This is a genomic window from Mycolicibacterium peregrinum (assembly GCF_001665625.1).
In the GTDB taxonomy this organism is placed as follows: domain Bacteria; phylum Actinomycetota; class Actinomycetes; order Mycobacteriales; family Mycobacteriaceae; genus Mycobacterium; species Mycobacterium peregrinum_B.
The window spans coordinates 1-16,926 of record NZ_LZSY01000145.1 but is presented as its reverse complement, the minus strand read 5'-3'; the positions used below and the strand labels follow the sequence as shown (position 1 = coordinate 16,926).

General features: G+C 66.6%; 16 protein-coding genes. 11 read left to right on the top strand and 5 right to left on the bottom strand.

Annotated elements, in window-relative coordinates; all coding sequences use genetic code 11:
* Window positions 1–3 precede the first annotated feature (3 nt).
* The 6 genes from A5779_RS23000 (at window position 4) to A5779_RS22975 (ending at window position 6,012) form a co-directional block, all read left to right on the top strand.
* Window positions 4–888 (top strand): 5-oxoprolinase/urea amidolyase family protein, encoded by an 885-nt coding sequence (locus A5779_RS23000; RefSeq protein ID WP_064885930.1) that lies wholly within the window; start codon window positions 4–6, stop codon window positions 886–888.
* Window positions 889–1,092: 204 nt separating this feature from the next.
* A complete protein-coding gene (gene aac(2')-Ib / locus A5779_RS22995) occupies window positions 1,093–1,683 on the top strand; it encodes an aminoglycoside N-acetyltransferase AAC(2')-Ib (protein WP_064885980.1) in 591 nt (196 codons plus the stop codon).
* Between the two features lie 110 nt (window positions 1,684–1,793).
* Window positions 1,794–3,209: a nitrate/nitrite transporter gene (locus tag A5779_RS22990; protein WP_064885928.1), complete on the top strand. Its 1,416-nt coding sequence runs from the start codon at window positions 1,794–1,796 to the stop codon at window positions 3,207–3,209.
* 34 nt (window positions 3,210–3,243) lie between these two features.
* Window positions 3,244–4,395 carry a uroporphyrinogen-III synthase gene (locus A5779_RS22985; RefSeq protein WP_064885926.1) on the top strand — a complete coding sequence of 384 codons (1,152 nt, stop codon included), beginning with the start codon at window positions 3,244–3,246 and terminating at the stop codon, window positions 4,393–4,395.
* A complete protein-coding gene (locus A5779_RS22980; protein WP_064885924.1) occupies window positions 4,392–5,087 on the top strand; it encodes a sirohydrochlorin chelatase in 696 nt (231 codons plus the stop codon). Before A5779_RS22985 ends, A5779_RS22980 begins: the two co-directional genes overlap by 4 nt.
* 751 nt (window positions 5,088–5,838) lie before the next feature.
* Window positions 5,839–6,012 carry a hypothetical protein gene (locus A5779_RS22975; protein WP_236734856.1) on the top strand — a complete coding sequence of 58 codons (174 nt, stop codon included), beginning with the start codon at window positions 5,839–5,841 and terminating at the stop codon, window positions 6,010–6,012.
* Here A5779_RS22975 and nirD read toward each other — a convergent pair.
* From nirD to A5779_RS22960, 3 genes are all read right to left on the bottom strand, one after another.
* Window positions 5,997–6,368 carry a nitrite reductase small subunit NirD gene (gene nirD, locus A5779_RS22970; RefSeq protein WP_055119723.1) on the bottom strand — a complete coding sequence of 124 codons (372 nt, stop codon included), beginning with the start codon at window positions 6,366–6,368 and terminating at the stop codon, window positions 5,997–5,999. The genes A5779_RS22975 and nirD overlap by 16 nt on opposite strands.
* The gene (nirB, locus tag A5779_RS22965; RefSeq protein WP_064885922.1) at window positions 6,365–8,965 is read right to left on the bottom strand and encodes a nitrite reductase large subunit NirB; all 2,601 of its coding nucleotides are present in this window, start codon (window positions 8,963–8,965) and stop codon (window positions 6,365–6,367) included. Before nirB ends, nirD begins: the two co-directional genes overlap by 4 nt.
* 113 nt (window positions 8,966–9,078) lie before the next feature.
* Window positions 9,079–10,491, bottom strand: a complete 1,413-nt coding sequence (locus A5779_RS22960; protein WP_110777637.1) for an aminotransferase-like domain-containing protein — start codon at window positions 10,489–10,491, stop codon at window positions 9,079–9,081.
* On the opposite strand from A5779_RS22960, the gene A5779_RS22955 reads away from it, so the two are divergent.
* Window positions 10,490–11,398, top strand: coding sequence for a DMT family transporter (locus tag A5779_RS22955; protein WP_064885921.1), 909 nt, complete (start codon window positions 10,490–10,492; stop codon window positions 11,396–11,398). The two genes, A5779_RS22960 and A5779_RS22955, sit on opposite strands and share 2 nt — an antisense overlap.
* A gap of 60 nt (window positions 11,399–11,458) precedes the next feature.
* Here the strand turns inward: A5779_RS22955 and A5779_RS22950 are convergent, their stop codons facing one another.
* Together A5779_RS22950 and A5779_RS22945 are read right to left on the bottom strand one after the other, a co-directional pair.
* A complete protein-coding gene (locus A5779_RS22950; RefSeq protein WP_236734855.1) occupies window positions 11,459–11,935 on the bottom strand; it encodes a hypothetical protein in 477 nt (158 codons plus the stop codon).
* Between the two features lie 114 nt (window positions 11,936–12,049).
* On the bottom strand, window positions 12,050–12,808 hold the full coding sequence (locus tag A5779_RS22945; RefSeq protein WP_064885917.1) for an isocitrate lyase/PEP mutase family protein: 759 nt from the start codon (window positions 12,806–12,808) through the stop codon (window positions 12,050–12,052).
* A 211-nt stretch (window positions 12,809–13,019) separates the two neighbouring features.
* On the opposite strand from A5779_RS22945, the gene A5779_RS22940 reads away from it, so the two are divergent.
* From A5779_RS22940 to A5779_RS22925, 4 genes are all read left to right on the top strand, one after another.
* Window positions 13,020–13,316 (top strand): Rv0250c family protein, encoded by a 297-nt coding sequence (locus A5779_RS22940; protein ID WP_055119715.1) that lies wholly within the window; start codon window positions 13,020–13,022, stop codon window positions 13,314–13,316.
* A gap of 50 nt (window positions 13,317–13,366) precedes the next feature.
* Entirely contained in the window at window positions 13,367–14,197 is an 831-nt protein-coding gene (locus tag A5779_RS22935; RefSeq protein ID WP_055119713.1) for a succinate dehydrogenase subunit SdhC, read from the top strand.
* A 33-nt stretch (window positions 14,198–14,230) separates the two neighbouring features.
* Window positions 14,231–16,141 (top strand): fumarate reductase/succinate dehydrogenase flavoprotein subunit, encoded by a 1,911-nt coding sequence (locus A5779_RS22930; protein ID WP_064885915.1) that lies wholly within the window; start codon window positions 14,231–14,233, stop codon window positions 16,139–16,141.
* 2 nt (window positions 16,142–16,143) lie between these two features.
* The coding region (locus tag A5779_RS22925) for a succinate dehydrogenase/fumarate reductase iron-sulfur subunit (protein ID WP_236734854.1) at window positions 16,144–16,926 on the top strand (783 nt) is incomplete at its 3' end.

Below are 16,926 nucleotides of genomic sequence, written 5' to 3'. Positions count from 1 at the left end.
ATCATGACCACAACATTGGAAGTGCTGCGGACCGGCCCGCTGGCCCTCGTCGAGGACCTCGGCCGGGCCGGCATGGCCCACCTCGGTGTCACCCGCTCGGGGGCGGCCGACCGACGGTCTCACACGCTGGCCAACCGACTCGTCGCCAACCCCGGTGAGCACGCCACCATCGAGGTGATGTTCGGCGGGTTCTCGGCCCGGGTGCGCGGCGGGGACGTCTCGATCGCGGTGACGGGCGCCGACACAGACCCCGCGGTCAACGGTATTCCGTTCGGCACCAACAGCATTCACCACGTGCACGACGGCGAGGTGATCTCGCTGGGCGCCCCGCACTCGGGGCTGCGCAGCTACCTGGCGGTACGCGGCGGCATCGCCGTCGAACCGGTCCTGGGATCGCGGAGCTACGACGTGATGTCGGCGATCGGGCCGGCGCCGCTACGCCCCGGCGACATTCTGCCGGTCGGTGAGCACACCGCCGACCTGCCCGAGACCGACCAGGCGCCCGTCGCGGCCATCAGCGATGACGTGCTGGAACTCAACGTGGTGCCTGGCCCCCGTGACGACTGGTTCGTCGACCCCGACGTGCTGATCCGGACCAACTGGCTGGTCACCACCCGCAGCGACCGGGTCGGGATGCGCCTGGTCGGCATGCCGCTGGACTACCGCTGGCCCGACCGTCAACTGCCCAGCGAGGGAGCGACCCGCGGAGCAATCCAGATACCGCCCAACGGTTTTCCGGTGATTCTCGGGCCCGACCACCCCGTCACCGGCGGCTACCCGGTGATCGGTGTGGTGACCGACGAAGACATCGACAAACTGAGCCAGGCCAGGCCAGGCCAGACTGTCCGGTTGCACTGGGCGCACCCCCGGCGGCCGTTCCAGGGCTAGCTGTCTAAACGGTTCCCGTCGCCAATTTCTACGTCAGGGTTGCGATCCCGGCGATCAACGACCCAGGTGTAGGAAACGACGCCCGGGGGCTTGGCGCTCGGGAAGCCCGGCGCTCGGGGAGCCCGCGCCCCGGGGAGCTCGGCCGATGCGCTGGACGGCCCGCAAGCTAGAGACACCGGCGCGCGGCGCTGGTAGAACATGGGTGTGCCCACACAGGATGTCAGCTCGCCGTCCGTCCGAGGCGGGATCCTGCACACCGCGCGACTCGTCCACACCTCCGATCTCGACCACGAGACCCGTGAGGGCGCGCGACGCATGGTCATCGAGGCCTTCGACGGGGATTTCAGTGACGCCGACTGGGAGCACTCGCTCGGCGGGATGCACGCGTTCATCTGCCATCACGGCGCCCTCATCGCCCACGCCGCAGTGGTCCAGCGCCGCCTGATCTACCGCGACACCGCGCTGCGCTGCGGCTACGTGGAAGCCGTGGCGGTACGCGAGGATTGGCGCGGCCAGGGCCTGGCCACCGCCGTCATGGACGCCGTCGAGCAGGTTTTGCGCGGCGCCTACCAACTCGGCGCACTCAGCTCATCGGAGTCCGCACGGGACATGTACCTCTCCCGCGGGTGGGTGCCCTGGCAGGGCACGACCTCGGTGCTGCAGCCGGCCGGTGTGACGCGCACACCCGAGGACGACCGGGGGCTGTTCGTCCTCCCGATCGATCTGCCGGCAGGCTTGGAACTCGACACCACAGCCGAGATCACCTGCGACTGGCGCGACGGGGACGTCTGGTAACCACCGGACGCACAGTCTCACACCCATGTGTGTGAGCGGGTGAGCGGAATTTCACGGCCGGGTCACCGCAGGGCGCATTCGGGCAATAAACGCTTCCTAGCGTTTCCGCCATGCCCACTCTGTTGAAGTCGAATCGCATCACGAACTGGGATCCCGAGGACACCGTGGCCTGGGAAGCCGGCAACAAGTACATCGCGCGACGGAATCTGATCTGGTCGGTTTTCGCCGAACACGTCGGCTTCTCCGTCTGGTCCATCTGGTCGGTCATGGTCCTGTTCATGCCCGAGGCGGTCTACGGCTTCTCGGCCGGGGACAAATTCCTGCTCGGCGCGACCGCCACCCTGGTGGGCGCGTGCCTGCGGATTCCGTACACCTTGGCCACCGCCACGTTCGGCGGCCGCAACTGGACGGTGTTCTCCGCTTTCGTGCTCCTGATCCCCACGGTGGGAACCATGTTGCTGCTGGCCCATCCAGGCCTGCCGCTCTGGCCCTACCTGATCTGTGCGGCCCTCGCCGGGTTCGGCGGCGGCAACTTCGCCTCGTCGATGACCAACATCAACGCCTTCTACCCGCAACGACTCAAGGGCTGGGCATTGGGCCTCAACGCCGGCGGCGGCAACATCGGTGTTCCCATGATCCAGCTGGTCGGCCTGCTGGTGATCGCCACCGCAGGTAACCGCTCCCCGTACTGGGTGTGCGCCATCTACCTCGTCGCATTGGCCGTTGCCGGCATCGGCGCGGCGTTGTGCATGGACAACCTCGAGCAGCACAAGATCGACCTCGGTGCGATGAAATCGATTCTGGCAGTACCCGATACCTGGGTGATCTCGCTGCTCTACATCGGCACCTTCGGATCCTTCATCGGGTTCTCCTTCGCCTTCGGCCAGGTCCTGCAGATCAACTTCGCCGCAGGTGGTCAAACGGCGGCGCAGGCGTCGCTGCATGCCGCACAGATCGCCTTCATCGGCCCGTTGCTCGGTTCGGTCTCGCGGGTGTACGGAGGCAAGTTGGCCGACCGGATCGGCGGCGGCCGGGTGACCCTGGCGGTGTTCGGCGGCATGATCTTGGCGGCCGGGCTGCTGGTCGCGATCAGCATGTTCGACGATCAGACCGCGGGTGCCGCCAACGGTCTGATGATGAGCGGCTACGTCATCGGATTTGTGGCCCTGTTCCTGCTCAGCGGCCTGGGTAACGGATCTGTCTACAAGATGATCCCGTCCATCTTCGAGGCCCGCAGCCACTCGCTGGACATGAGCGAGGAAGACCGGCAGCACTGGTCACGGTCGATGTCCGGCGCACTGATCGGCTTCGCCGGTGCGATCGGGGCCTTGGGTGGATTCGGCATCAACATGGCACTGCGTCAGTCCTACCTGTCCAGCGGATCGGCGACCGCGGCGTTCTGCCTCTTCCTGGCCTTCTACATCCTCGCCTCGGCGTGCACGTGGTTCCGCTACGTCCGCCGGCCTGCTGCGACGGGCGTCACAACGGTCGCCGAAGACCGACACGCCTCGGCAATGGCCGGGTAATCACTTGGAAACACGAGATACCTTCACTGGACACATGACCGAGCCCGACTGGGCACCGCTCACCGGCTTTCGCGTGGCGGTGACCTCCGCCCGACGTTCCGATGAGCTCAGCGCGCTGCTGACCAGGCGCGGCGCGACGGTTACCAGTGCGGCCGCCATCACGATGGTCCCGTTGCCCGACGATGAGGAACTACGCGCGCACACCGAGTCGCTCATCGCCGTGCCCCCGGACATCGTGGTGGCGACCACGGGTATCGGCTTCCGCGGCTGGTTCGCCGCGGCCGACGGGTGGGGCCTGGCCGGCGAACTGACCGACGCGCTGGGCAAGGCCCGCATCGTCTCCCGTGGCCCGAAAGCCACCGGGGCCTTGCGGGCCGCGGGCCTGCCCGAGGAATGGTCACCGGAATCGGAATCCTCCCGGGAGGTGTTGCGCTACCTCATCGAGCAGGGCGTGGCAGGGCAACGAATCGCCGTACAACTGCACGGAGCCACCGACGAATGGGACCCGTTCCCCGAGTTTCTCGACGAGATGCGGGCCGCGGGAGCCGATGTGGTGCCGATCCGGGTGTATCGCTGGCATCCCGCGCCACGGGACGGCGAATTCGACCAGATGGTCGCCGGAATCGCCGAACGACGTTTCGATGCAGTCAGTTTCACCTCGGCCATGGCCGTTGCCTCGGTCCTGATGCGGGCCACCGAGATGGACCTCGCCGACCGGGTGCTGGCCGCACTGCGCACCGACGTCCACGCCATGTGCGTCGGCCCGGTCACCGCACGGCCACTGGTCCGCCTCGGTGTGCCGACCTCGGCACCGGAGCGAATGCGGTTGGGCGCCTTGGCCCGTCACATCACCGATGAACTGCCCCTGCTCCAGGCGCGGACCGTCCACGTCGCCGGACACTCGCTCGAGATCCGGGGCACGTGCGTCCTGGTCGACGGCGCGGTCAAGTCGCTGTCCCCGGCTTCGATGGCCACCATCCGGGCCCTGTCGCAACGGCCTGGGGCGGTGGTGTCGCGGTTCGATCTGCTCAGCGCACTGCCGGGCACCGGCACCGATACCCACGCCGTGGAGACCGCGGTGCTGCGGCTTCGTACTGCGTTGGGAGACAAGAACATCGTGTCGACAGTGGTCAAGCGGGGTTACCGGCTGGCCGTCGACGACGCCGAGATGGCCCGGATCCGATGAGCCTGGTCCTGGTGGCGCACGGCACCCGCAAGCCGGGCGGCGTGGCAATGGTCGGCGATCTCGCCGCGCGGGTATCCGACCTACTGGGCCGGCCTGTGCACGTGTCGTTTGTCGACGTGGTCGGACCGACCCCCAGTGAGGTTCTCGCGTCGCTGCCGACGGATGCCCCCGCAGTGGTGGTACCGGCATTCCTGGCTGCCGGATATCACGTCCGGGTCGACGTTCCCGCCCACGTGACCGCCAGTGAGCACCCGGCCGTCACCGTCACCAAGCCGCTGGGCCCCTGCCCGGGAACGGTCCGGGTTCTCGCCGATCGGCTCATCGAATCCGGATGGCGGCCAGGCGATTCGGTAGTCCTGGCGGCCGCGGGGACCTCGGACAGAAATGCCCAATCTGACCTTCGCCGTACCGCTGCGCTGCTGTCAGCGATGACCGGCGATCGCGTAGAACTGGCCTTCGCCGCCACCGGCGCGCCGAGTGTTGCCGAAGCCGTCTCCGCGCAACGCGGCCGCGGCCATCGCCGCATAGCTGTGGCGTCCTACCTGCTCGCCGACGGGCTTTTCCAGGACCGGCTGCGTGAATCCGGCGCCGACCTCGTCAGTGAACCACTGGGCACCCACCCCGGCATGGTTCGGCTGATTGCGAACCGCTTCCGGCGCGCCGGAGTACTGAGCCTGCCTGCCGCGGCGTAGCCGGATCGAGTGCGCGACGAGCGGCCCGGCCCAGCCCACGATCATCAGTGCGCCGCCGGCACCCGCGACCGACAAGGCCGCAGATCGTCGCGCACCGACCATCTCCGAACATTGCTCGACGTAATCGCTGGCCATGTATCCCGGCCCGGCGAGCGTGTGTTGATCCAGGTTCAGGCGGTCCTGCTGGGCGGCAACTTGGTAGTTCGGATGCGCTCCGTTACCGCACGGAATGGGTTCGCCGGCACGATCCACGGCATTCAAACCCAGAGGCACCAACGCTGCCCCGAGTGCGCCCAGCATCGCTGCCGCCCCCACCAGATTCAAAACCGAACGCGCAAACATCCCTTGTCAGCCCCTCTGACGCCGCTTCCTTGAGAGGGAGTCTAAACACACCCAGCGAACAATTCTAGTTAGCCAGCGAGAGGTACGCCACGCCATTGATGACATTCACCGATGGTGCAATTCTGGCAAATTTCCCAGGGAAACAGCCGTTGTACAGGTAGTTGACGCGGTAACAAATTTCCCGATCGTTTGCCGGCGGCTCACCGTGGCAGATCGGACCCGAGAACTCAGCTATCGTTATCGCGATCATCGGACAGCGTGACGGGAGTGCAGGTAAAGGTGCAGGTGACAACACCGGTGGGCGCTGCCCGCCACGGCGGCGTACTCGGCCGTGCGACCCGGTAACCGGGTCCCGGCCGAACGTCTGCGTGAACACCTGCTGAACACTCTGGAACGCACGTCTCGGCCGATGACGACCTCACAGCTACGCGACGACATGCACGAGCATTTCCGTGCACCCGTCGTCATCGAGTCCGTGTACCGCAACCTGACGGTGCTCGAACGACGCGGCGCCGTCGAACGCCGCAAACTCCAGGGGCGGGACGCGCACTGGAGCAAAGCGCCCGATCAGGCCGCGAGCTGAACGAACCCTCCCGGGGTGACCCGCGTGCGGTAGACCGGGATCGCCACGGCGGTGTCGTCGAGGCAACGACCGTCATCGAGTGCGAAGGCCTGCTTCTTGATCGGCGACTGCACCGTTGCGCGTCCACCACGATCTCCCACGATCCCGCGCGAGAGCACCGCGGCTCCGGAGAACGGGTCGATGTTTCCCACCGCGTGCAACGTGCCGTCGTCGAGACGGAACAGTGCCGCCTGCGAGCCGTCGGGCAGCAGTACCGCGACGCCACGGCAGGGCATCAGATAGTCATAGCGGCAGGCCGTCGTCCACCCCGAAACCGAAGGGGTGTACACGTCGTTGCCATCGTCGAGCAGGGTCATTTCGCCTCCTGGATAATTGACGGCATACCGAGATTCGTTTTGCTCCTCGCGTCCGCGAATTCCGTAGCGCCCGGCACCTTCCGGCCGGCCCGCTCGGTGAAGGTGATGGTCGGATCGTCCACATCGGGTGCATTGACGAACGACACGAAGCGCGAGAGCTTCTCCGGATCCTCGAGCACGCCCTTCCATTCGCAGGCGTAGCCGGCAACGTGACGTTCCATGGCCGCCTCGAATTCGGCCGCCAGGCCGAGGGAGTCCTCGCACACGACCTCGCGCAGGTGGTCCAGGCCGCCATCAAGAGCTTCCAACCAGGGGGCCGTCCTTTGCAGCCGATCCGCGGTGCGGATGTAGAACATCAGGAAACGGTCGATGTAGCGGACCAGTGTCTCGTCATCGAGATCCCCGGCCAGCAGCTGGGCGTGCCGCGGTGACATGCCGCCATTGCCGCACACGTAGAGGTTCCAGCCCTGTTCGGTGGCGATGATGCCGACGTCCTTGCTCTGCGCCTCCGCGCACTCACGCGCACATCCCGAGACGGCCATCTTGATCTTGTGCGGCGCGCGCAGGCCCCGGTAACGCTTCTCGATCTCCACGGCCATGTTCACCGAATCCTGCTGCCCGTATCGGCACCAGGTGCTGCCCACGCAGCTCTTCACGGTGCGCAGCGACTTGCCGTAGGCGTGCCCGGACTCCATGCCCCCCTCGACCAGACGCGCCCAGATCTGCGGCAACTGCTCCACGCGGGCACCGAACATGTCGATCCGCTGGCCGCCGGTGATCTTGGTGTAGAGATCGAAATCCCTTGCGATCTCACCGATCAGGATCAGCTGCTCCGGGGTGATCTCCCCGCCGGGCGACCGCGGCACCACCGAGTAACTGCCGTTCTTCTGGATGTTGGCCAGGAAGTGGTCGTTCGAATCCTGCAGTGAGGCCTGCTCACCGGAGAGCACGTGGTCGGAACTGGTGGAGGCCAGGATCGACGCGACGGTGGGTTTGCAGATGTCGCAACCCTTTCCGGTACCGAACTTCTCGATCAGACCGGAGAAGGTACGGATCTCGGTGGCACCGATGATCTCGAAGAGTTCGGCCCGCGACTGGCTGAAGTGCTCGCACAGCGCCTTGGACTGCTCGACCCCCTCGGCCTCCAGCAGCTGCTTGAGCAGCGGGACGCAAGATCCACACGAGGTGCCGGCCAGCGTGCACTTCTTCAGGCTGGGCACATCGTCGCAGCCACCGCAGATGGCTTCCTTGAGATCGCCCTTGGTCACGTTGTTGCACGAGCAGATCTGGGCGATGTCGGGCAGCGCACCGACACCGAGAGCCGAAGCCCCGGAGGCGCCTTCAGCGGCCGGTGCGATCAACGACAGCGGGTCACCCGGCAGTTCGCTGGCCACCATCGGACGCAGCACTCCGTAGGCCGACGCGTCACCGACCAGGATGCCGCCGAGCAGCGTCTTGGCGTCGTCGGAGAGGACCAGCTTGGCGTAGGTCTGCTTCACCGGATCGTTGACGACGACATCCAGACAGTTCGGCGTCCGACCCTGGGCATCACCGAAGCTGGCCACGTCCACGCCGAGCAGTTTGAGTTTGGTGGACATGTCGGCTTCGGGGAACTCGGCCGCGCCGCCGAGCAGCCGGTCGGCGACCACCTCGGCGCTGGTGTAGCCGGGGCCCACCAAGCCGTAGCAGCGCCCCTCGATCGCGGCCACCTCACCGATCGCAAAGATGCTGGGATCACTGGTGACACAGGACAAATCAGTCATCACACCGCCGCGCTGCGCGATGTCGAGACCCGCTTGACGGGCCAGCTCGTCACGCGGACGCACCCCGGCCGCGAACACGATCACACTGGCATCGACACTGCTGCCGTCATTGAGCGACACCCGCACCGAATCGTCGATCCGAGATTTCTTCAGCGGCTTGTGCCGCTGCACCGGCTGAATGCTCTCGGTGCTGACGCCGGTGTGCACCTCGATACCGAGGCCCCTGATCATCCGGTTCAGCAGGGCACCGCCGGCCGGATCGAGCTGTGCCGCCATCAGATGCGGCGACATCTCCAGGACGTGGGTCGCCAACCCGAACGCGCGCAACGCATTCGCGGCCTCCAGGCCGAGCAGGCCGCCACCGATCACCACGCCGACCGGCGTCTTCGAATCGCGCGCGGCCAGTGCGCCGGCCCGGATGGCGTCGAGGTCGTCCAGCGTGCGGTAGACGTGGCAGTGCGGCAGGTCGTGGCCCGGCACCGGCGGCACGAAGGCATACGAACCGGTGGCCAGCACCAGCGCGTCGTAGGCGATGCTCTCGCCGTCGGCGGTGCGGACGGTCTTGGCATCCCGGTCGATCTCGGCGACTGCGCAGCCCAACCGCAGGTCGACCCGGTCGTCGCCGGAGTAGGCATTACCGGGCAGCGCCAGCCGGGACCGGTCCCAGTGCTCGGTGTAACCGGTCAGGCCGACCCGGTCATAGGCGGCGTCAGCTTCCTCGGACAAGACGGTGACCCGCCAGGTTCCCGCGGCGTCACGGGACCGCAACGCCTCGACGAAGCGGTGTCCCACCATGCCGTGTCCGATGACCACGACGTTCTGTGTTGACGACATACGGCGAGGTTAGAAACCCGACGTTGCCGAAATGTCGCCCTGTGTGAATCGCCCGTCACGGTGTGCTCACGGTCCGCGCGCCGCAGATGTGAGATTGCCGGGTGGTGTGCCGGTCAGCCCGCTTGACGCTCCAGCGCCCGGCCGATGACCCGGGCCGCCTCGTCAAAACGCTGCGGATCGGGCCCGGAATAGTTGAGTCGCAGGTAAGGCCCGGACGGCTCCGCGGGAAACCACTCATTGCCTGCCGCGACCAGCACCGACTCGGCCTCGCACTCACGCACCAGGCGCGCCAGGTTGATCGCGTCGGGCAGCCGCAGCCACAGGTGAAGCCCGCCGCGGGGCACCTGCTCCAACTGCGCCCCGGATGCGTGCTCGGCGAGCGCGGTGATCAACTGATCACGTCGGGCCCGTAATTGCCGACGCACGTCGCGCAGGTGGGTTCGCCAGGCCGGCTGGGTCACCACATCCAGCGCGGCGGCCTGCAACAGCCCACTGACATACATCGACTCCGCTCCACGATCGGCGAGAATCCGGTCGCGCGCAGGACCTCTGGCCACCATCGCGGCCACCCGGACCGACGGCGACACACTCTTGGTCAGCGACCTCAGATAGATGACGTGGCCCGCGTCGTCGGATGCCGCCACCGGCCGGGACGTGCTGTCGATACCGAAATCGTGTGCCCAGTCATCCTCGACCAGGAAGGCGCCGTGACTGCGGACCACCTCGAGCACCTGGCCGGCCAGGTCCGGATCCCATTGCCCACCGGTCGGATTGGCGAAGTTGGGCTGAGCGTAGAACACCCGGGCGCCACTTTGGGCGAACGCACGCGAAAGTTCCTCGGGGTCAGGGCCTCTCGGCCCGCTCGGTACCGGCACCAACCGCACACCGCTCTGAGCCGCCGCCAGGATGGCGCCCCAGTAACTGGGTGACTCGATCAACATCGGCTGCCCGAATCCGACCAGGGCGCGAAAGATGGAGCTCAGGCCACTCTGGCTCCCGGGCAACACGATCACCTCACGTGCCGTCGGCGCGGTCACGCCGGCCCCGAACGACTCGGCCAGTTCCTGGGCGAACCACGCTTGCAGATCGGGGCGGCCGGGCGCAGGCGCCGGGCTCAGCGCAGCGTCCCCGCGGGCAGCTCGGGCGAATGCGGTGCGGACCAACCGCTGAGGAAGCAATTCGTGAACGGGATAGCCGGAGTGCAACGCGATCAGGTCGGGCGCGACGCTCCGCAGCGGAGTCGACAGCGCCGGGATCCGCGCTTGCGGGGATCCCAGGGCGGCCGTCTGCCAGCCGTAGTCGGGAAGGCGCGCGCTGCGCACCGCGCGCACGAACGTTCCGACACCCGGCCGGCTCTCCACCAGGCCCTGACTCCGCAGCGTGCGCATGGCCTTGGCCACCGTCACCGGACTGGCCGCATATTCCGCCACCAGAGCGCGGTTGGACGGTAGCTGCGCGCCCGGCGGCGCGGTGGTGACCCACTTTCGCAGACCGGACACGATGCGCTCAGTGCTATCGTTATCCATGTTGAAACAGAGTAGCGCTACTATCCATAGTTCGTCAGCGCTATCCCACCCCGGGTTGTGGTGGGGATTGTTGGGCGTGACGGCCTTCTCGTTCACCATCGTGTTCACCAAAGTCGCCATCGGCGGACTGTCTCCCCTGTTCATCGGCGCAGGGCGCGCCGTCGTCGCCGCCGCCATCGCGGTCGCCGCCCTGGCCCTGACCCGACAGGCGCTGCCCAGGGGCCGGCAATGGGCGCGGTTGGCCGTAGTGGCCGCCGGGGTCGTGGCCGGGTTTCCGCTACTGACCTCTTATGCGCTGACGGTCGTCCCGGCCAGTCACGGCGCCATCGTGGTGGCGCTACTTCCGGCCGCCACCGCGGTGTGCGCGGTGCTGCGCGGCCACGAGCGTCCGCCGGGCACCTTCTGGGCGTTGGCCGCCGCCGGGGCGCTGGCGGCGGTGGTGTTCGCCATGGTGCACGGCGCCGGCCTCGGTCATCTGAGCTGGCCGGACCTCCTGCTGTTCGGCGCGGTGCTCGCCGCGGCGATCGGGTACGCCGAGGGCGGTTTACTGGCCAGGGAACTGGGCGCGTGGCAGACCGTGTCGTGGGCCCTGGTGGTCGCGGCGCCGGTGATGCTGGCCTTGACGACGCTGGCCGTGGTGCAGCAACCGCCGCATGCGACGCCGGTGCAGTGGACGGCATTCGGGTATCTCGCGGCCGTCAGCATGTACCTGGGCTTCTTCGCCTGGTACCGCGGCCTGGCCATCGGACCCATGACACGGGTGAGCCAGGTGCAGTTGATCCAACCGGTTCTCACTCTCGGCTGGGCCGCGCTGCTGCTGCACGAACGGCTGACCTGGTCGACGGTGCTCGGCGGCGCGGTGGTCATCGGATGTGCGGCGCTGGCCGTTCGCGTCCGCCTGCGGTGATTCTTCGGACCGACGCCGAAAGCCGGTGGAACCCAAGGGTTCCACCGGCTTTCGCATAGGTCAGATGTTTACCGGGAAATCCGAGCTGTAGACGTCACCGCGAATGCGTCCCGGTGGCGGTGGCCCCTCGACGACCACCCACGCCTGCGTGGCATCCTCAGCCAGTTGACCGGCGACCGTCACGGTCGCCGTCCCACTCGCATCGGTGTGCAGCGTTGCACCCGCCACCCCGGGATCCCCGACGTTGCACGTAGCCACCGACGGCCGCGGCAGTTGGATGAGCCTGACCCGGTAGTCGGTGTCGGGCGTGGCCGACTGCAGCGACACCTCGGCACCTACGTGCGAGCCATCGGCGCCGATGCTGGCCCGGCCGGAGCCGGAACCCGAGCCCATCCCGCCGAGAAACAACGCCTTCGTGAAATCACATCCGCGGATCGAGTTCGACAACGGCACCGTCGTCGCCGCTCCGGCCGGTGCCGCACCGACCCCACTGAGCACCAGCCCACCGGCCGCAGCCAGTGTCACCACACTTCTCATGCGCCAACCCATCGCCGCATCCCACCTGCTCGACGTATCAGTGCGTCATTATTGGCACAGATCGCACACCGAGAAGCGGAAGTTCGCGCAAAAAGACGGGTCGGCCGCGAACGGCTAGCGCCAGCGCCTCAGCACGTCCTTGGCCCGCGCACTAAGCACGGCCTGCAGGAACGGCCCGAAGGTAATCCGCCCCACTCCGATGGCCGCCAACGCGGCGAGGTCGGCGGAATCCGCCGGAACTGTCACGCTGACCGGCAGCGGCACGGCAGAAACGAAGCGCCCCAGCCCTTCCGGGTCGGCCAGGCCGGCCGGGAACAGCGAATCGGCACCGGCGGCCGCCGCCTCGGACAGGCGAGCGATCCCCCGATCCACCCGATCGGCGGCGGCCCCGTCCTTGCGCAGGAACAGGTCCGTGCGCGCATTGATCACCACGTGCACACCCGCGGCGTCGGCGGCCGCGCGCAACTGCCCGACCAACTCGGCGTGCTCGGCCGGACTGCGCAGTCGCTTGTCCTCCTTGTGCACGGTGTCCTCAAGGTTGAAGCCGACCGCTCCGACGTCGAGCAGGCCTTCGATCAGCCGCTCCGGCCGCTCGCCATAGCCGGATTCGATGTCCACCGACACCGGCACATCCACCGCCTCGGTGATCTGCCGTACCCGGGTCAGCACGTCGTCGAATGACATTCCCTCTCCGTCGGACTTGCCGATGGACTCGGCCAGCGGGTGGCTACCCACCGTGAGTGCCGAAAACCCCTCGCCGACTGCCAGCCGGGCCGACCAGGCGTCCCAGACCGTGGGCAGCACAACGGGGTTGCCGGGCCGGTGCAGCGCCAGCAGCGCCGCAGCCCGGTCCTGCAACGTGGTCTCACTCATACGTCCTCCAGATGCTCAGATGTGCTGCTCAGATGTCATACGGCCGACCGCGAAGCCGCCGAAACCAACACTACGACCTGGGTTCCCGGAGCTCATCCGGTGCGCCGGCCGACGACCCTCCGGACGTGATGCGCATCACGTCCCGATCGTGATGTGGCTAGCATTGGTTGTCGTACTGTGAGCCCCGACACCTTCAGCCCGAGGAGGTCACTTGTCCACCACCACTGAGTTCTCCGAACTGCACAACCTGATCGGCGACATGCGTCGTTGCGTCACCACGTTGGCGGCGAAGTACGGGGATTCCCCCGCCATGCGCCGCGTCGTGAACGACGCCGAGCGGATCCTCAACGACATCGAGCGGTTGGACATCGACGCCGAAGAGTTGGAGATGCGTCACGGCGTGACTCGCCAAAAACAAGGCCGCGAAAAGATCGGCATCCCCGACACCCAATACGGAAGCGAGTTCTGGCAGGACGTCGCCGACGAGGGTCTCGGCGGATACCGCTGAGCACGCGGGCGCCTGCGCCCGCCGGACAACTGAACTGAAGAAAGGGAACCGTGAGCGCACCCACTGCTGACCGTCGCGCGACCGGGGTCTTCTCGTCAACACGAGCGCAGATCCCCGAGCGCACCCTCCGGACCGATCGGTGGTGGCAGTCGCCCCTGGTCGTCGATCTCGGCTTCGCCGCCTTCGTCGTCTATGCGACTGTGCGCGCTTTCCTGCAGAGCAATTACTACGTACCGCAGTACAACTATCTGACGCCGTTCTACTCACCGTGCGTCAGCCAGGGCTGCACCCCGGAGGCCAGCCACTTCTGGCCACAGTTCCTGCCCGACGTGTGGTGGCTGCCGTACGCGGCCTTGTCACTGCCGTTCCTGCTGCTGTTCCGCCTGACCTGCTACTACTATCGCGGCGCGTACTACCGCTCGGTCTGGCAGTCGCCCACCGCATGCGCGGTCGCCGAGCCGCACGCGAAGTACACGGGCGAGAGCCGGCTGCCGCTGATCATCCAGAACACCCACCGGTACTTCTTCTACATCGCCGGCATCATCTCGCTGATCAACTCCTATGACGCGATCGTCGCGTTCCACTCGGACAAGACCGCCAGCGGCTTCGGCTTCGGCCTCGGCAACCTCATCCTGCTGGGCAACGTCATCATGCTGTGGGTCTACACCCTGTCCTGCCATTCGTGCCGCCACGTCGCGGGCGGACGCCTCAAGCATTTCTCCAAACACCCTGTGCGGTACTGGATGTGGACGCAGATCAGCAAGCTCAACGTCCGCCACAAGCAGTACGCGTGGATCACGCTCGGCACCCTGATGCTGACGGACTTCTACATCATGCTGGTAGCCAGTGGCACCATCTCTGACCTGAGATTCATTGGTTAGCAACCGTTTACACAAATTAGGGATAAAGACTGCATGACATCGGAATTGGAACGGCACTCCTACGACGTAGTCGTGATCGGTGCCGGTGGGGCTGGACTACGCGCCGTGATCGAGGCACGCGAACGCGGCCTGCGCGTGGCGGTGGTGACCAAGTCGTTGTTCGGCAAGGCCCACACCGTGATGGCCGAGGGCGGGTGCGCCGCGGCGATGCGCAACGTCAACACCAAGGACTCCTGGCAGGTCCACTTCGGTGACACCATGCGCGGCGGCAAGTTCCTCAACAACTGGCGGATGGCCGAGCTGCACGCGCAGGAAGCCCCCGACCGGGTGTGGGAGCTGGAAACCTATGGCGCGCTGTTCGACCGGACCAAGGACGGCAAGATCAGCCAGCGCAACTTCGGCGGACACACCTACCCAAGGCTGGCCCACGTCGGCGACCGCACCGGCCTGGAGATCATCCGCACGCTGCAGCAGAAGATCGTCTCGCTGCAGCAGGAGGACAAGGCCGAGCTCGGCGACTACGAAGCCCGGATCAAGGTCTTCCACGAGTGCTCGATCACCGAACTGATCAAAGACGGCGACCGGATCGCGGGCGCCTTCGGTTACTACCGCGAGACCGGAAACTTCGTGCTGTTCGAGGCTCCCGCGATCGTGCTGGCCACCGGCGGTATCGGCAAGTCGTTCAAGGTGTCGTCGAACTCCTGGGAGTACACCGGTGACGGCCACGCCCTGGCGCTGCGCGCCGGGTCCGGTCTGATCAACATGGAGTTCATCCAGTTCCACCCGACCGGCATGGTGTGGCCGCTGTCGGTGAAGGGCATCCTGGTCACCGAAGGTGTCCGCGGTGACGGCGGAGTGCTGAAGAACTCCGAGGGCAAGCGGTTCATGTTCGACTACATCCCCTCGGTGTTCAAGGGCCAGTACGCCGAGACCGAGGAAGAAGCCGACCAGTGGCTCAAGGACAACGATTCGGCGCGCCGCACCCCTGACCTGCTCCCCCGCGACGAGGTGGCCCGCGCCATCAACTCCGAGGTCAAGGCGGGCCGCGGTTCGCCGCATGGCGGTGTCTACCTCGACATCGCCTCGCGCATGCCCACCGAGGAGATCAAGCGCCGGTTGCCCTCGATGTACCACCAGTTCATGGAGCTGGCCGAAGTCGACATCACCAAGGACGAGATGGAAGTCGGCCCGACCTGTCACTACGTGATGGGCGGTATCGAGGTCGATCCGGACACCGGAGGCGCCGCCACCCTCGGGCTGTTCGCAGCAGGAGAGTGCTCGGGCGGTATGCACGGCTCGAATCGCCTTGGTGGCAACTCACTTTCGGATCTGCTGGTGTTCGGGCGGCGCGCCGGACTGGGTGCAGCCGACTATGTGCAGGCGCTGCCGGAGCGGCCCAAGGTGTCGGAGGCCGCACTCATCGAGGCCACCGAACTCGCGTTGGCGCCGTTCGAAACTCACACGAACCCGGAGAATCCGTACACGCTGCACGCCGAATTGCAGCAGTGCATGAACGACCTGGTCGGCATCATCCGGAAGGCCGACGAGATCGAGGAAGCGCTGACCAAGCTCGCCGAGCTGCGCACCCGCGTGCACAACGTCAGCGTCGAGGGCGGCCGCGTCTTCAATCCGGGCTGGCACCTGGCCATCGACATGCGCAACATGCTGCTCGTCAGCGAGTGCGTCGCCAAGGCCGCGCTGGCCCGCACCGAAAGCCGTGGCGGACACACCCGCGACGACCATCCGGAGATGGACGCCAACTGGCGCAACACTCTGCTGGTGTGCCGCGCGTCCGGCGATGACCAGGTGGTGCCGGACGTGACCGTGACGCCCGAGTCGCAGCTGCCCATGCGGGAGGACCTGCTGGCGACGTTCGAACTGTCCGAACTCGAAAAGTATTACACCGAGCAAGAACTGGCCGAACACCCCGATAGGAAGGGCTGAGCATGAGTGCGTATGACGCGAACCTGCGGGTGTGGCGCGGCGACGAAACCGGAGGCGAGCTGCACGACTACACCGTCGAGGTGAACGACGGTGAGGTGGTACTCGACATCATCCACCGGCTGCAGGCCACCCAGGCCGGCGATCTGGCGGTGCGGTGGAACTGCAAGGCCGGCAAGTGCGGATCGTGCTCGGCCGAGATCAACGGCCGCCCGAGGCTGATGTGCATGACCCGGATGTCGACCTTCGACCCGGACGAAACTGTCACTGTGACGCCGATGCGGACGTTCCCGGTGATGCGCGACCTGGTGACCGATGTGTCCTTCAACTACGAGAAGGCTCGCCAGATCCCGTCGTTCACCCCACCGAAGGACCTGCAGCCGGGCGAATACCGGATGCAGCAAGAGGACGTCGAGCGCAGCCAGGAATTCCGCAAGTGCATCGAGTGCTTCCTGTGCCAGAACGTGTGCCACGTCGTGCGTGATCACGAGGAGAACAAAGAGGCGTTCGCCGGGCCGCGGTTCCACATGCGGATCGCGGAGTTGGACATGCACCCACTCGACGTCATGGACCGCAAGGACATGGCTCAGGATGACTTCGGCCTCGGCTACTGCAACATCACCAAGTGCTGCACCGAGGTGTGCCCGGAGAACATCAAGATCACCGACAACGCACTGATCCCGATGAAGGAACGGGTTGCCGACCGCAAGTACGACCCGATTGAGATGGCCGACGGCACGGACCACATGGCCACCCTGCGGACACGACTGGCCGTTGCCGCCGACCGC

Excerpts from the sequence above, each read along its gene's own strand:
- A5779_RS23000 (WP_064885930.1), top strand. The coding sequence starts at position 4 with ATGACCACAACATTGGAAGTGCTGCGGACCGGCCCGCTGGCCCTCGTC.
- A5779_RS22990 (WP_064885928.1), top strand. The coding sequence starts at position 1,794 with ATGCCCACTCTGTTGAAGTCGAATCGCATCACGAACTGGGATCCCGAG.
- A5779_RS22985 (WP_064885926.1), top strand. The coding sequence starts at position 3,244 with ATGACCGAGCCCGACTGGGCACCGCTCACCGGCTTTCGCGTGGCGGTG.
- A5779_RS22980 (WP_064885924.1), top strand. The coding sequence starts at position 4,392 with ATGAGCCTGGTCCTGGTGGCGCACGGCACCCGCAAGCCGGGCGGCGTG.
- A5779_RS22975 (WP_236734856.1), top strand. The coding sequence starts at position 5,839 with ATGACGACCTCACAGCTACGCGACGACATGCACGAGCATTTCCGTGCA.
- nirD (WP_055119723.1), bottom strand. The coding sequence starts at position 6,368 with ATGACCCTGCTCGACGATGGCAACGACGTGTACACCCCTTCGGTTTCG.
- nirB (WP_064885922.1), bottom strand. The coding sequence starts at position 8,965 with ATGTCGTCAACACAGAACGTCGTGGTCATCGGACACGGCATGGTGGGA.
- A5779_RS22955 (WP_064885921.1), top strand. The coding sequence starts at position 10,490 with ATGTTGAAACAGAGTAGCGCTACTATCCATAGTTCGTCAGCGCTATCC.
- A5779_RS22960 (WP_110777637.1), bottom strand. The coding sequence starts at position 10,491 with ATGGATAACGATAGCACTGAGCGCATCGTGTCCGGTCTGCGAAAGTGG.
- A5779_RS22950 (WP_236734855.1), bottom strand. The coding sequence starts at position 11,935 with ATGAGAAGTGTGGTGACACTGGCTGCGGCCGGTGGGCTGGTGCTCAGT.
- A5779_RS22945 (WP_064885917.1), bottom strand. The coding sequence starts at position 12,808 with ATGAGTGAGACCACGTTGCAGGACCGGGCTGCGGCGCTGCTGGCGCTG.
- A5779_RS22930 (WP_064885915.1), top strand. The coding sequence starts at position 14,231 with ATGACATCGGAATTGGAACGGCACTCCTACGACGTAGTCGTGATCGGT.